Source organism: Dryocola clanedunensis subsp. sulfonylureivorans, from assembly GCF_016756775.1.
Classification (GTDB): Bacteria; Pseudomonadota; Gammaproteobacteria; order Enterobacterales; family Enterobacteriaceae; genus Dryocola; species Dryocola clanedunensis.
Window position 1 is genome coordinate 43,859 of the sequence record NZ_JAERMU010000008.1, and the last position, 12,856, is coordinate 56,714.

General features: G+C 55.2%; 12 protein-coding genes. 8 read left to right on the forward strand and 4 right to left on the reverse strand.

The features are described 5' to 3' along the window. The first annotated feature begins 192 nt into the window (after positions 1-192). The 5 genes from astE (at position 193) to hutH (ending at position 5,952) form a co-directional block, all read left to right on the forward strand. Complete coding sequence (astE, locus tag HYQ67_RS09840) at positions 193-1,158, forward strand: succinylglutamate desuccinylase (protein ID WP_202303517.1); 966 nt, start codon at positions 193-195, stop codon at positions 1,156-1,158. A gap of 328 nt (positions 1,159-1,486) precedes the next feature. Further along, complete coding sequence (spy, locus tag HYQ67_RS09845; RefSeq protein ID WP_202303518.1) at positions 1,487-1,975, forward strand: ATP-independent periplasmic protein-refolding chaperone Spy; 489 nt, start codon at positions 1,487-1,489, stop codon at positions 1,973-1,975. 247 nt (positions 1,976-2,222) lie between these two features. Beyond that, on the forward strand, positions 2,223-3,584 hold the full coding sequence (locus HYQ67_RS09850) for a formimidoylglutamate deiminase (protein ID WP_202303519.1): 1,362 nt from the start codon (positions 2,223-2,225) through the stop codon (positions 3,582-3,584). Between the two features lie 2 nt (positions 3,585-3,586). Then, entirely contained in the window at positions 3,587-4,132 is a 546-nt protein-coding gene (ves, locus tag HYQ67_RS09855) for an environmental stress-induced protein Ves (protein WP_202303520.1), read from the forward strand. A 260-nt stretch (positions 4,133-4,392) separates the two neighbouring features. Further along, complete coding sequence (gene hutH, locus HYQ67_RS09860) at positions 4,393-5,952, forward strand: histidine ammonia-lyase (RefSeq protein WP_202303521.1); 1,560 nt, start codon at positions 4,393-4,395, stop codon at positions 5,950-5,952. Here the strand turns inward: hutH and cho are convergent. The 3 genes from cho to nadE form a co-directional block, all read right to left on the reverse strand. Continuing rightward, a complete protein-coding gene (gene cho, locus HYQ67_RS09865) occupies positions 5,947-6,834 on the reverse strand; it encodes an excinuclease Cho (RefSeq protein ID WP_202303522.1) in 888 nt (295 codons plus the stop codon). The two genes, hutH and cho, sit on opposite strands and share 6 nt — an antisense overlap. Positions 6,835-6,900: 66 nt before the next feature. Next, entirely contained in the window at positions 6,901-7,791 is an 891-nt protein-coding gene (yddG, locus tag HYQ67_RS09870; protein WP_202303523.1) for an aromatic amino acid DMT transporter YddG, read from the reverse strand. 142 nt (positions 7,792-7,933) lie between these two features. After that, positions 7,934-8,761, reverse strand: a complete 828-nt coding sequence (nadE, locus tag HYQ67_RS09875) for an NAD(+) synthase (protein ID WP_202303524.1) — start codon at positions 8,759-8,761, stop codon at positions 7,934-7,936. A gap of 272 nt (positions 8,762-9,033) precedes the next feature. Here nadE and osmE point away from each other — a divergent pair, with 272 nt between their 5' ends. Continuing rightward, the gene (gene osmE, locus HYQ67_RS09880) at positions 9,034-9,372 is read left to right on the forward strand and encodes an osmotically-inducible lipoprotein OsmE (protein ID WP_202303525.1); all 339 of its coding nucleotides are present in this window, start codon (positions 9,034-9,036) and stop codon (positions 9,370-9,372) included. Positions 9,373-9,695: 323 nt separating this feature from the next. Next, positions 9,696-9,908 carry a transcription antiterminator/RNA stability regulator CspE gene (gene cspE, locus HYQ67_RS09885; RefSeq protein WP_202303526.1) on the forward strand — a complete coding sequence of 71 codons (213 nt, stop codon included), beginning with the start codon at positions 9,696-9,698 and terminating at the stop codon, positions 9,906-9,908. A 205-nt stretch (positions 9,909-10,113) separates the two neighbouring features. Here cspE and katE read toward each other — a convergent pair whose 3' ends face one another. Beyond that, positions 10,114-12,372, reverse strand: coding sequence for a catalase HPII (katE, locus tag HYQ67_RS09890; protein WP_202303527.1), 2,259 nt, complete (start codon positions 12,370-12,372; stop codon positions 10,114-10,116). A 193-nt stretch (positions 12,373-12,565) separates the two neighbouring features. On the opposite strand from katE, the gene cedA reads away from it, so the two are divergent. Next, a complete protein-coding gene (cedA, locus tag HYQ67_RS09895) occupies positions 12,566-12,817 on the forward strand; it encodes a cell division activator CedA (RefSeq protein WP_202303528.1) in 252 nt (83 codons plus the stop codon). Positions 12,818-12,856: the final 39 nt, after the last annotated feature.

The following is a 12,856-nucleotide window of genomic DNA, read 5'->3' on the forward strand; positions in this document are numbered from 1 at the left end:
CAGGTTGGATAACAGGCAGCGTCATCCGTTGTTTTGGTTTCAATAGCTTACCCTGAGCCGTACTCTCCGGTAGGCTTATTCCCTCATTCGTAAATAACACTACTAAAATCAGGCATATCAGCTTACTGTTTTAAACCTATAATTTACTGAGTGGACAGTTTACCCAACCCATTCGGCCATTCAGGAGGCACAATGCTGGATTTTCTGGCGCAGACCCTGGCAGGGAAAGCGCCATCGCAAACGGAAGGAAAGAATGACCATTTAAGCTGGCAGTGGTGCGATGAGGGGATCCTGACGCTCACGCCGCTGCAGCCGGTGGAGAAAGCGCTGGTTATCTCAGCCGGCGTTCACGGGAACGAAACGGCGCCGGTGGAGATCCTGGCGCAGCTGGTGGACGATCTCGTGGCGGGCAGGCTGGCCCTCCAGTGGCGGCTGCTGGTGATCTTCGGCAATCCTGCGGCGCTGCGCGCAAATAAACGCTATATGCACAGCGATATGAACCGTATGTTCGGTGGGCGCTGGCAGCAGTTCCCGGAAAGCATTGAAACGCAGCGGGCCGGTCGGCTTGAGCATGCGCTGGAGCTGTTCTGGTCACAGGGGGATGAAACCATCCTCTGGCATCTGGATATGCACACGGCAATCCGCAGCTCTTACCACCCTCGTTTTGGTGTGCTCCCGACGCGTCCGCTACCCTATGATGAAGCCTATCTCTCCTGGCTTGGCTGCGCAGGCCTGCAGGCGCTGGTATTTCATAAAGCGCCAGGCGGCACCTTCACCCATTTCAGCAGCGAGCACTTTACGGCGCTGAGCTGCACGCTGGAATTAGGCAAGGCGCAGCCGTTCGGCGAAAACGATCTTAACCAGTTTGCCGTCACGAAAGATGCGCTGACGGCGCTGCTGATTGGCGGTGAAGTCCCGGTTGCCGAGGCGGAGCCCCTTCGTTATGAAGTGGCCCAGCAGATAACCAGGCTCTCTGAATCCTTTGTGTTGCATATGGGGGCACAGACACAGAACTTTACCGCTTTTCCGAAAGACACGCTGCTGGCGGAAGATGGCAACACGCGCTATGTCGTGAAAGAGGATAAAGAGTTTGTTTTATTCCCTAACCCAGATGTTGCGCTCGGGCTGCGGGCGGGATTAATGCTCAAAGAAATATAAAAAGGATGGCTCTCAGGCATGAGAGCCATTAATTTTCTTCCGTTCGACAGAAGGATGCAGATAATTCTTAACCTGCTGCTTTCTTCAGCGCTGCATTTACTATACACTCTCTCCATAATCTCTTGAAAATCAGCCTGTTGTTATATTTTGTCATCATTATCCCCACCTTAATTCTTATTTTCTCCATAATTGATGCATTATTGTTTTTTATCCTTGCAATGCTTTACTCCGGCACTCTACTGCTTGACGATTGACCCCGTAAACTCAATCTCGTCAACACGGCAACCCAGTCGTGAAAAGAACCAAATTAAATGAGAAGGATAATATTATGCGTAAATTAACAGCTCTCTTTGTTGCTTCAACTCTGGCTCTGGGCGCAGCGAACCTGGCGCACGCCGCAGACACCACTTCGACTACCGCGGCAAAAACTGATGCGCCGATGATGCATCACAAAGGTATGCGCGGTGGTCATCACGATATGATGTTTAAAAATCTGAACCTGACCGACGCGCAGAAGCAGCAGGTGCGCGATATCATGAAAGCCCAGCGCGGTAAGATGGAGCGTCCTTCATTAGAAGAACGTCGCGCGGCACACAGCATTATCGCAAGCGATAGCTTCGATAAGGCGAAGGCTGAGGCGCAGATTGATAAAATGGCCGCGCAGAACAAGGCCCGCATGCTGGCTCACATGGAAACTCAGAATAAGATCTACAACATTCTGACCCCTGAGCAGAAAAAGCAATTTAATGCCAATTTTGAGAAGCGTCTGACAGAACGTCATGCGCATGAAGGTAAAATGCCAACCGATCACGAATAACTGATCGACTGACTTAAGACCGCCGGTCTTGTCCACGAGAGCGTTATCGCTGTGGGCAGGACCGGCGGTTTTCTTTTTTATACTTCCAGCCTTCTTCCCCTCTCTCCTCCCGATATCGCTGCCGCACGGCAGGATTTTGTCGCAAGACATAAAAAAAGCTGGCCTGTCTTCCTGCAGAGAATATATCTTTTTCCCCGGCGCAGAATTAACGTTAAATCAATATTTTCGTTTTGCTAAGGAACCCGCTATGCCGTCATTTTATGCTCCGTGTGTGATGCTCCCGCAGGGCTGGGGACACAATGTGCGTATTTCCGTCAACGAGCAGGGGGTGGTAACCCATATCGAAGCCGGGGCCAGCGCGGAAAATGCCACCCTGCTGCCTGGTGTCGTTATCCCCGGCATGGCAAACCTTCATTCCCATGCTTTCCAGCGGGCAATGGCGGGGCTTGCGGAAGTAGCTGGTCATCCGCAGGACAGCTTCTGGACCTGGCGGGAGCTGATGTATCGCATGGTGGAAAAACTGTCCCCGGAGCAGATGGGGGCAATCGCCACCCGGCTGTACATTGACCTGCTGAAAGGTGGATACACCCAGGTTGCGGAATTTCACTATCTGCATCATGACGTTAATGGCAAACACTATCCGGCAGGCGATTTGATGCTACAGCAACTGGTGGTTGCTGCCGATAAGAGTGGTATCGGCCAGACGCTGCTGCCGGTGCTCTACAGCTACGCGGGATTTGGGGCGCAGCCGGCCCAGAGCGGGCAAAAACGCTTTATTCAGGATGTGGACAGGTATCTGCGTCAGCAGCAGGCGCTGGCGAAAGCGCTGCAAAACTATCCTCTCATCAATCAGGGGTTGTGCTTCCACTCGCTGCGGGCGGTAAAGCAGGAGCAGATGGAAGATGTGCTGGAGGCCAGCGGCTTCCGACTGCCGGTGCATATCCACATTGCCGAGCAGGAAAAAGAGGTGGAAGACTGTCTGGCATGGAGCGGGGAGCGCCCGGTCAACTGGCTGTATAACCGTTTTGCGGTTGATGACCGCTGGTGTCTGATTCACGCCACCCACCTGGCGGCGGACGAGGTGACGCAAATTGTTGAAAGTCGGGCGGTCGCGGGGCTTTGCCCGACAACCGAGGCTAATCTCGGCGACGGGATATTCCCGGCCAGCGATTTTATTGCCCAGGGCGGACACTGGGGAATTGGCTCGGACAGCCACGTGTCGGTTAGCGCTCAGGAAGAGCTGCGCTGGCTGGAATACGGTCAGCGTCTGCGGGACCGCCGACGTAACCGCATTGTTTTACCCGAACTGCCGCAGGTAGGCGAGGTGCTCTGGCGTCAGGCAGCCGCGGGCGGTGCGCAGGCCTGCGGCGTGGCACTGGGTGCGATTGCCCCCGGCTACCGGGCCGACTGGCTGGTGCTGGATCAGGATAGCTGGCTTGCAAATATTGAAGATTACACCGTGCTAAACCGCTGGTTATTCGGCGGCACAAGAGAACACATTAAAGACGTGTGGGTCGCTGGAAGGCAGGTGATAACTGACAGGCAGCACCCACTCGATGAACAGAGCAGTAGCCAATTTGCGCAGGTGATGCGCAGCCTTCAGGAGTAGTGATGGAATTTTTCGATATCCGAAAACTGCCGGTCAGCCTATGGCGCAACGGCGCCGGCGAAACCCGTGAGATCTGCTGCTTTCCCCCGGCCACCCGCGATTTTAACTGGCGTGCCAGTATCGCTTCGATTGCCAGCAGCGGCGAGTTTTCGGCTTTTCCGCAGGTCGACAGGGTCATCACCCTGCTTGAGGGAGGCGAAGTCGTCCTTGAGGGGGGAACGGCCTTTCGCCATACGCTCAGGAAGCACCAGCCGTTTGCCTTTGCGGGTGAGCAGACGGTCAGGGCGGAGCTGACGCACGGCATGTCGATGGATTTCAACGTCATGACGCGCCGCGATCGCTGCCGGGCGAAGGTGCGCGTGGCTGACAGAACCTTTACAACCTTCGCGACGCGCGGCGGTATTGTCTATGTGCTTAGCGGGCAGTGGCAGCTGGGAGATAAGCTGCTCTCGCCCGATCAGGGGGCATGGTGGCAGGAAGGTGGCCACACGCTGCGGCTGCTGAAATCAGAAGGGGAGCTATTGTTCAGTGAGATTACCTACCTCTGATTCCCCCATTGTCCATCCGTAGCCCGGCACATTCTGAGGGCTACTCACACCTTTCGCAGACCCATCCTTGCATTGGCCTTTCAGTAGCTAAAATGTGCCGTGCCGCAATGATTTATCCTTGCTCCATGTAAGGTTATGGGCGATCCCGCTCACTGTTCGATAAAAATTCCCTATGACCTACTGGCGGTGGTTTTGGTTTATTAGTTAACTTGTCTATACAAGCCTATACGTTAACCCGAACGAAGCCACAGGAAGTTATTATGTCGATGCAAAAGAAGCGCTGTACCCTCACGCCCGGCCACGTCTCGCTTGCCGCCCTGCGCGATATTTATCACGGCAACGTCACGCTCGAACTGGATAAGCAGGCCATCAGCGCCATTGAGCAGGCCAGACAAACGGTAGAAGACATTGTTCATCATGGCGATGTTGTTTACGGCATCAATACCGGCTTTGGCAAGCTGGCGCAAACCACCATCGCTAATGACCATCTGGCTGAGCTGCAAAGAAACCTGGTGCTTTCCCACAGCGTGGGGCTTGGCGAACCGCTGGCGGACGATGTGGTGCGCCTGGTCGTGGCCAGCAAAATTATCAGCCTGGCCCGCGGTCACTCAGGGGTCCGGCTCCAGGTGATCGACACTCTTCTGACGTTATTTAACGCGGGCGTCATGCCGGTCATCCCTGAAAAAGGCTCCGTAGGGGCATCCGGCGATCTGGCTCCGCTGGCGCATCTTTCGCTGATGCTGCTGGGGGAGGGTAATGTGCGGGTTAACGGGGAAGAGATCCCCGCGCCACAGGGGCTAAAACTCGCAGGCGTGGAGCCGCTGGTGCTGGGGCCGAAAGAGGGCCTTGCGCTGCTCAACGGCACCCAGGTCTCCACGGCGCTTGCGCTGCGCGGTTTGTTTGAAGGAGAGAAGGTCTTTGCCGCAGGCCTGGTCGCCGGAGCGCTGTCCCTGGAGGCTATCAAAGGTTCGGTGAAGCCGTTTGATGCACGTATTCATGAGGCGCGCGGGCAAACGGGGCAGATCGACGTGGCGTCGGCGGTTCGTTCGCTGCTCGAAGGCAGTGAAATCGTCGATTCCCACCAGCAGTGCGGGCGCGTACAGGATCCGTATTCTATTCGCTGTGTGCCACAGGTGATGGGCGCATGCCTTGATAACCTGCGCCACGCCGCGCGCGTTTTACAAATTGAGGCGAATGCCGCCTCCGATAACCCGCTGGTGTTCAGCGAGACGGGTGAAGTCATCTCCGGCGGCAATTTCCACGCCGAACCGGTGGCGTTTGCTGCGGACATTCTTGCCCTGGCCATTGCCGAAATCGGTGCTATCTCCGAGCGTCGCCTTGCCCTGATGCTGGATACCGGGCTTTCCGGTCTGCCACCGTTCCTGGTCAAGGAGGGCGGTATCAACTCCGGCTTTATGATAGCGCAGGTCACGGCGGCCGCACTCGCTTCTGAAAACAAATCTCTCGCCCATCCTGGCAGTGTGGACAGCCTGCCGACCTCTGCTAATCAGGAGGATCACGTGTCGATGGCGACATACGCAGCACGCCGCCTGGGGGCAATGTGCTTTAACACCGCCGCGGTGGTGGGCATTGAGGCGATGGCGGCGGCTCAGGGTATGGAGTTCTCTCGACCCTTACGCAGCTCACCGCTGATGGAAAAGGTGTTTGGCGATATTCGTGAACGAGTGGCCTTCCTCGATAAAGATCGCCTGCTGGCACCGGATATTGAGCAGATGCGCCTGTGGGGCTGTAGCGACAGCTGGCCTGAGGCCATCGTTAACCTTCTGCCTTCTGGTCCGCGGTCATCGTTCAACTCATAACCGCGACGAAGCGGTGGGGTAGCCCAGCTCCACCACTTCGTAGTCGCCGCTCATCACCAGCTTGCACAAAATCTTGTAGCCGTCGTTATCGAAGCCTTTTGGCGGGGCGGCCAGGGTTTTGGCTTCGCTTAAGGCTTCCACCGATCCCAGATAGAACCAGCTATCGATGATGTGGTATTGCGTCAGGCCTTCACCGCTCTCTTTCAGTCCGACCGGGCCGCGCCAGGGCCAGCAGACTACGCGGACTCGCTCCAGCGCCGCCAGAAAGCGGGCGTGGTGCGTGTCGACCGTTTCCCGGCCGCAGCAGGCTCCCGCGCAGCGTTTTAGCCCGGCACGGAAGCAGGCCCGCCCGGCACTTAGCGCTTCAAGCCCCAGTAAGCCGTAACAGAGCTGGTGCTCATCTGCGAGCGTTTGCAGTGTCTGGAGTGCTGCACGACGGTTAGCGTACAGGCCGTACAGATCCGTTTGCTTTGAAAAATCGACATCCCGCGCGTAAACCACCTGCGGCCTGACGCCGGTAAACTGTAGCGAACAGAGCTGGCGGTTGCGGCGCAGGCGCTTATTGAACAGCGGCTGCTGCTCTTTGATCATCTGGGCTTCAAGCAGCAGCGCCCCCAGCTCTCCCGCCGTGCGGGTGAAGGTGATACGCCTGGCCTGACGCAGCAGGGCGGCTTCGTCCGGCGTCCGAAAATGGGACATCACACGGGTGCGGATATTAACGCTTTTACCGATATAGAGCGGCATGACGTCGCTCTCACCGTGAAAGACATACACGCCAGGCTGCTTCGGCAGGAAGTCGAGCCAGGGGCGCAAATGTTCGGGATACTCATAGACCGCCGCCGCTTCAAACTGCAGCCGCGGGGCGCTGATACGTCTGACCACACTTCACTCCTGATACTGTTTACCCGTACAGTGTAGCAGCCAGGCGGCGTGCAAAAAAGCGGCGATTTATCCGTAACGTCTGGTGGCCAGCCAACAGACCAGCGAGCCGCCTGCCACCATGAGCACACCTTGCCAGAAAGACCAGCCGGGATGCAGACCCAGCCAAAGGCTCGCGATAAACGCGGAAAGCACGGGAGTAAAGTAGGAGGCGGTAGCCAACAGCGTCATGTTTCCACGCTGAATGCCGTGATTCCAGGCCGAATAGGCAACGGCGGTTGAGATGCCCATAAACAGCAGCTGAAGCGTAGCCGGAAGGGTGAAATCAAGCGCTGCTTCGCTGACGAAGGCATACTTTACCCACAGCACCAACGCCGTCGCGCAGAAGAACAGCGTGACGCCGCTTTTCCCTTCGCTCCAGCGGCGGGTCAGGTTGCAGTACAGCGCCCAGATCAGCGCGGCGGCGAAGGCCAGCCCATAGGCAACGGGGTTATCGAGAATGTTGTGCCACATCTCAACGGGCGACCAGCTGCCGTCACCCTTCATTACCTGAATAATCCCCACCAGAGAGAGGGCAAGGCCGGGCCACAGCCACGGGCTTGCCCGCTGCTGGTTGATGAAGAGCGCGAATACGATGGTCAGGCTGGGCCACAGGTAGTTGATCATCCCCAGCTCCAGAGACTGACTGCGGCTGTGGGCAAGCCCGATGGCGAGCGCGAGGAATATTTCATAGCTGACGAACAGCGCGCCGCCAGTCCACAGGTAGCGCGGTGGTATTCCACGTAATGTTGGCAGGCCGCGGGCAACGCACAGGCAAAGCGCGCTGACGGTGTAAATCAGCGCGGCGCCGCCGACCGGGCCAAAATGTTCGGAGATGCTGCGCAGCAGACCCACGGAGGCGCTCCACAGAATAATTGCTGTAAGGCCAAAGGCGGTGGCGCGCTGTGCTGAACTGTCCATGCGATCTCAAAGGGGAAAATCTTGTCGGATGGCGCTGCGCTTATCCGATCTACAAAGGGCTGCAAAAGAGCTGCCGGATGACGCTGCGCTAATCCGATCTACAAAAAATACTGCCGGATAAGCGTTAGCGTCATCCACCGTTTTATTTTTTCCAGAAATCATCAAAAACGGTGATTGGCGGACGGCGTTTGTGCTCGGTGCGGGTGTACCAGCCTTCAATGATGCTGCTGATGGCGCTGTCCAGCTTTTTGCCTTCCAGATAATCATCAATGTTTTCGTAGGTCACCCCCAGCGCGACTTCATCCGGCAGGGAGGGGCGATTGTCTTCCAGGTCCGCGGTTGGGGCCTTCAGATAAAGATGTTCAGGACAGCCAAGGGTTTTCAGCAACAGTTTGCCCTGGCGTTTATTGAGACGGAAAAGCGGGTTGATGTCCGTGCCACCATCGCCGTATTTGGTGAAGAATCCGGTGACGGCTTCTGCCGCATGGTCTGTCCCGACCACTACACCTTTCGTCATGCCGGCGATGCTGTACTGGGCCTTCATGCGTTCGCGAGCCTTTTCGTTACCGCGAATGAAATCGCTCAGCTCAATACCAGCTTCGCGCAGGGCTTCTTCACTGGCAAGCACCGCGGATTTGATATTCACCGTCAGCACCTGGTCCGGCTGAATAAAGCCGATGGCATCCTGACAGTCCTGTTCGTCGAACTGTACGCCAAAGGGCAGGCGCACGGCGATGAACTGATAAGCATCGTCGCTCGTTTCTTCCCGCAACTCGCTGATTGCCGTCTGGCAGAGTTTGCCCGCAAGCGTGGAGTCCTGACCGCCGCTGATCCCCAATACCAGGGATTTAATGAACGGGTAAGTTTTCAGATACGCTTTCAGAAAATCGACGCTGACGCGGATTTCGTGGTGCGGGTCAACCTGTGGTTTTACACCTAACGCCTGAATAATCTCTTGTTGCAGAGCCATTTAACCCCCTCCGGATACGGTTCACCTGCAATGCGCAGGCCGCCAAAAAACAGATCTGTTAAAACTAACCCTTTGTGGGTGAAACGACAAGACTCCGGCCCTTAGCCGCCTCATTAACTGGCGTGATTTAGAGCGATTGCGCGCTTAACGTACTGATATAGCCATTTGTCCTAATTTTGATTCTTTTCAGCTAACGAGTTGAAAAATGTTCCTTTATATTCCAGGCTTAGTCTTACACGCGCAAGCAATACGCTGATAATAGAGGACATAAAATGAACAAGAACTTAGCAGGAATTTTAAGTGCAGCGGCTGTAATGACAATGCTGGCAGGTTGTACCGCTTACGATCGTACGAAAGATCAGGTTGCTACTCCGGTCGTAAAAGATGTTAAGAAAGGCATGAGCCGTGAACAGGTTCAGCAGATTGCCGGTAAACCTTCATCAGAAGTCACAATGATCCACGCTCGCGGGACTTGCCAGACCTACATCCTGGGTCAGCGCGATGGTAAAACTGAAACCTACTTCGTCGCGCTGGATGATACTGGACACGTGATTAACTCCGGTTATCAGACCTGTGCGGAATACGATACTGACCCACAGGCAGCTAAGTAATAATTGTCTTTGAGAAAACCGCCTGTCTCAGGCGGTTTTTTTGTTTCTGCGGTTTCGTTATTTTCCGGTCGTTTAAGTAAAGAAGTGTCTTTAATCGGATTATATGCAAATGGGGCTTGCTTAATATTTCGCATCATGCGTTAATAGCCTCCTCGGTTTGTTCATCAGACCTTATGTAAAGCATTTTAGTAAAGCAGTTCTCAGTTCAAGCGTTATCCTTAGATACCTCTTCTCCGTGAGTCTCTCCTAAAGTCCCATAAGTCATCCTGAATCTCAGACCACGTGGCTACATTGTAGCGAAATAATTTTTTGAGGAAGTATCTATGTCTACCCAACTGACTGGTTTAGTAAAATGGTTTAACGCTGATAAAGGCTTCGGCTTTATCACTCCTGACAACGGCGGCAAGGACGTGTTCGTTCACTTCTCTGCTATCCAGAGCGACAGCTTCAAGACGCTCGAAGAAGGTCAGCAAGTGAAATTCAGCGTGGAAGACGGTGCTAAAGGCCCGTCAGCAGCGAACGTTATCGCGCTGTAATTTCCGCCATTATTCGCCGTTTAGCGAATAAAAAAGCGTTGCCGTGTTGCGTTACGATAGCGAAGATGGGCTAGCCCGGAGCAGTTAACGTACACGAAAAGAAAAGCCTGAATACGATGATTATCGTGCTCGGGCTTTTTTTATTTCTTCAATTTAAGCCGACGCTGAAAATACGCCATAGCCATGACGGCTATGGCGTTAATTATTACGCAGGAATATGCGCAACTTTATTACTGCGAGTCCAGATACGGTGTCCGGCAAGTAATTTCAGGAATTCATCCATGAAATTACCGCTGGCGTCGTCCGCTTCAACGATGCCTTCTTCACCCTGATCGTCAATATTCAGTTTTGCCTTAAATTTGCGGGCATCGCCGAGCAGACCGATAACTTTCAGGTGCTTATACGCCTCGAGCAGGTAGTAGGCCGCTTCACCGTCATTGAGGATGCTGCTCAGATCGCCTTCCGGGACAATCACGGCGTCCACGGTGACGGACGGTGAACCCGCAAACGTGGCGGAGATCGGCACGACAGAACCGTCATCGGCGGTGATTTGTCCCATGCGTGAGAAGAGCAGTTTGGCATGAACCCCCTGAGCTTTGAGGCCTTTCACCACGGCCAGTACATCCGCAGCTTTGGCGTTTTCGCTCAGCAGCACGGCAACCACACGACCTTTAATATTGCCCGAGGGTACGGCATAAAGGCTGAGGCTTGGATCCTTCTTCAGTCCGTTGACGTCTTTAGGCGGGGCGACGTGCATCTGCTCTTTCGAAAGTTCAATGCCCAGGTTCTCTGCCACCGGCTGCGCGAGGGAGATGTCGATGTGCGTCAGGTGGTCCAGCACGCGCTCGCGAATATATGGACGCGCCACTTTCGACAGTTCAAAACTGAACGCGCCGATAATGTGCTGCTGCTCAACCGGCGTCTGGCTTTGCCAGAACAGGCGAGGGTGGGAGTAATATTCGCCAAACGACGGGCTGCGTTCGCGAATTTTGTGCCCCTCCACGCGCGCCTGATAGCTTTCAAAACCACCGCGTTTTGGCCCCGGTGGCGTTTCGCGCGGCCAGTTATCATTGATAGAGTTCGGCTCGTAGTTTGCCGGATTGCTGTCGATATCCATGCGGTGCATGCCGTCGCGCTGGAAGTTATGGTACGGGCAAACCGGGCGGTTAATCGGGATCTCATGGAAGTTCGGTCCGCCCAGGCGGCTGATCTGCGTATCCGTATAGGAGAACAGTCGCCCCTGAAGCAGCGGATCGTTACTGAAATCCAGTCCAGGAACGATATGGCCCGGGTGGAAGGCGGCCTGTTCGTTCTCGGCGAAGAAGTTGTCTGGATTACGGTTGAGCGTCATTTTACCGACCAGCTGCACCGGCACCAGCTCCTCCGGGATCAGCTTGGTAGGGTCCAGAAGGTCGAAATCATACTTGAATTCATCCTCTTCCGGGATCAGCTGCAGGCCCAGCTCATATTCCGGGAAGTCTCCCGCTTCGATGGACTCCCATAAATCGCGACGGTGGAAGTCCGGGTCACGCCCGGTAAGCTTCTGGGATTCATCCCACAGCAGCGAGGCTTTGCCCGCGACGGGCTTCCAGTGGAAGCGTACGAAGGTGGCTTTGCCCTCGGCGTTGATCATGCGGAAAGTATGTATGCCGAAACCTTCCATTGTGCGGTAGCTTCGTGGCAGGCCGCGGTCGGACATTGCCCAGATCACGTTGTGCAGCGTTTCCGGCTGCAGGGAAACATAGTCCCAGAAGGTGTCGTGCGCGCTGCCACCCTGCGGAATCGCCCAGTGTGGCTCAGGTTTGACCGCGTGCACAAAGTCAGGGAACTTGTGGGCATCCTGAATAAAGAACACCGGCGTGTTGTTGCCCACTAAATCGAAGATCCCTTCTTCGGTATAGAATTTTGTCGCGAAACCGCGAATATCCCTCACCGTGTCCGCTGAGCCTGCGCCACCCTGTACCGTTGAAAAGCGCACGAACACCGGCGTGATTTTGTCCGGGTCGGAGAGGAAATCTGCTTTCGTCACGTCGCCCAGATTTTTGTAGGGCTGGAAGAAGCCGTGGGCGGCAGATCCACGGGCATGCACGATACGCTCGGGGATACGTTCATGGTCGAAGTGGGTTATTTTTTCCCGCAGGATGAAGTCTTCCAGCAGCGTAGGCCCACGCGTTCCTGCCCGCAGGGAGTTCTGATCGTCGGCTATTCGTACGCCCTGGTTGGTGGTCAGGGGGACGTTTTCGCCATTTTTTCGATGAGGGTCAAGGGATTTCAGTTTTTCGTTAGAGGTATCCGGGCTTTTAAAACTGCCGGGCGCGGTAGGCTGCGCGCCAGGTGCGGTAGGCTCCTGGTCAGGCTGGTGGCTACCATCTGCCGGGGCCAGAGAATCCATGCCGGGCTTAGACTCATCGGCGTCGTGAATCGGTGCGTTATGACTTAAAGGTTTTTTATCGTGCGTCGACATTGAACTCGTCTCCTGTTTTCATTGCTGAAGAACCGGGTTGTTATAAGAAGAAAACCCCTCTAACTATAGAACAACGCACTGACTCTGCTTTCCCGGCTCCGGTTGTGGACTGTACAGGTGAGGTATTTCTTCACGCGACGAAAGGGGGGAGGATCCGCTATCATAGTGACGTTACTCATTAATCCTGCTTCGAATGCCATTGCTTATGAAACCACTGCGTCAACAGAACAACCGTCCCGTCATCACCTATAAGCCGCGAGTTGAACCCGCGCCGCCATCCCATGCCTGGCGGGTTGATGGGTTTAATGATGTCTGGCTGCTGAACAACAAATACGTGGCTTTTGTGCTGGTGGGCGATGCGTTTCGTCAGTCTCCGGCGTTCACGCTGCCGGATGCCGCGCAGCGTTGGGCGACTCAGATTCGTCAGGAAAATGAAATTTCCTGAGCGAGTGAAAGCCCGGCTAAGTCGCTTAACCGGGAGATT

What these genes read in the sequence shown, in the direction of transcription:
- spy (WP_202303518.1), top strand. Translation starts at nt 1,487, where the DNA reads ATGCGTAAATTAACAGCTCTCTTTGTTGCTTCAACTCTGGCTCTGGGC.
- katE (WP_202303527.1), bottom strand. Translation starts at nt 12,372, where the DNA reads ATGTCGACGCACGATAAAAAACCTTTAAGTCATAACGCACCGATTCAC.
- yddG (WP_202303523.1), bottom strand. Translation starts at nt 7,791, where the DNA reads ATGGACAGTTCAGCACAGCGCGCCACCGCCTTTGGCCTTACAGCAATT.
- cedA (WP_202303528.1), top strand. Translation starts at nt 12,566, where the DNA reads ATGCCATTGCTTATGAAACCACTGCGTCAACAGAACAACCGTCCCGTC.
- cspE (WP_202303526.1), top strand. Translation starts at nt 9,696, where the DNA reads ATGTCTACCCAACTGACTGGTTTAGTAAAATGGTTTAACGCTGATAAA.
- astE (WP_202303517.1), top strand. Translation starts at nt 193, where the DNA reads ATGCTGGATTTTCTGGCGCAGACCCTGGCAGGGAAAGCGCCATCGCAA.
- hutH (WP_202303521.1), top strand. Translation starts at nt 4,393, where the DNA reads ATGTCGATGCAAAAGAAGCGCTGTACCCTCACGCCCGGCCACGTCTCG.
- ves (WP_202303520.1), top strand. Translation starts at nt 3,587, where the DNA reads ATGGAATTTTTCGATATCCGAAAACTGCCGGTCAGCCTATGGCGCAAC.
- nadE (WP_202303524.1), bottom strand. Translation starts at nt 8,761, where the DNA reads ATGGCTCTGCAACAAGAGATTATTCAGGCGTTAGGTGTAAAACCACAG.
- HYQ67_RS09850 (WP_202303519.1), top strand. Translation starts at nt 2,223, where the DNA reads ATGCCGTCATTTTATGCTCCGTGTGTGATGCTCCCGCAGGGCTGGGGA.
- osmE (WP_202303525.1), top strand. Translation starts at nt 9,034, where the DNA reads ATGAACAAGAACTTAGCAGGAATTTTAAGTGCAGCGGCTGTAATGACA.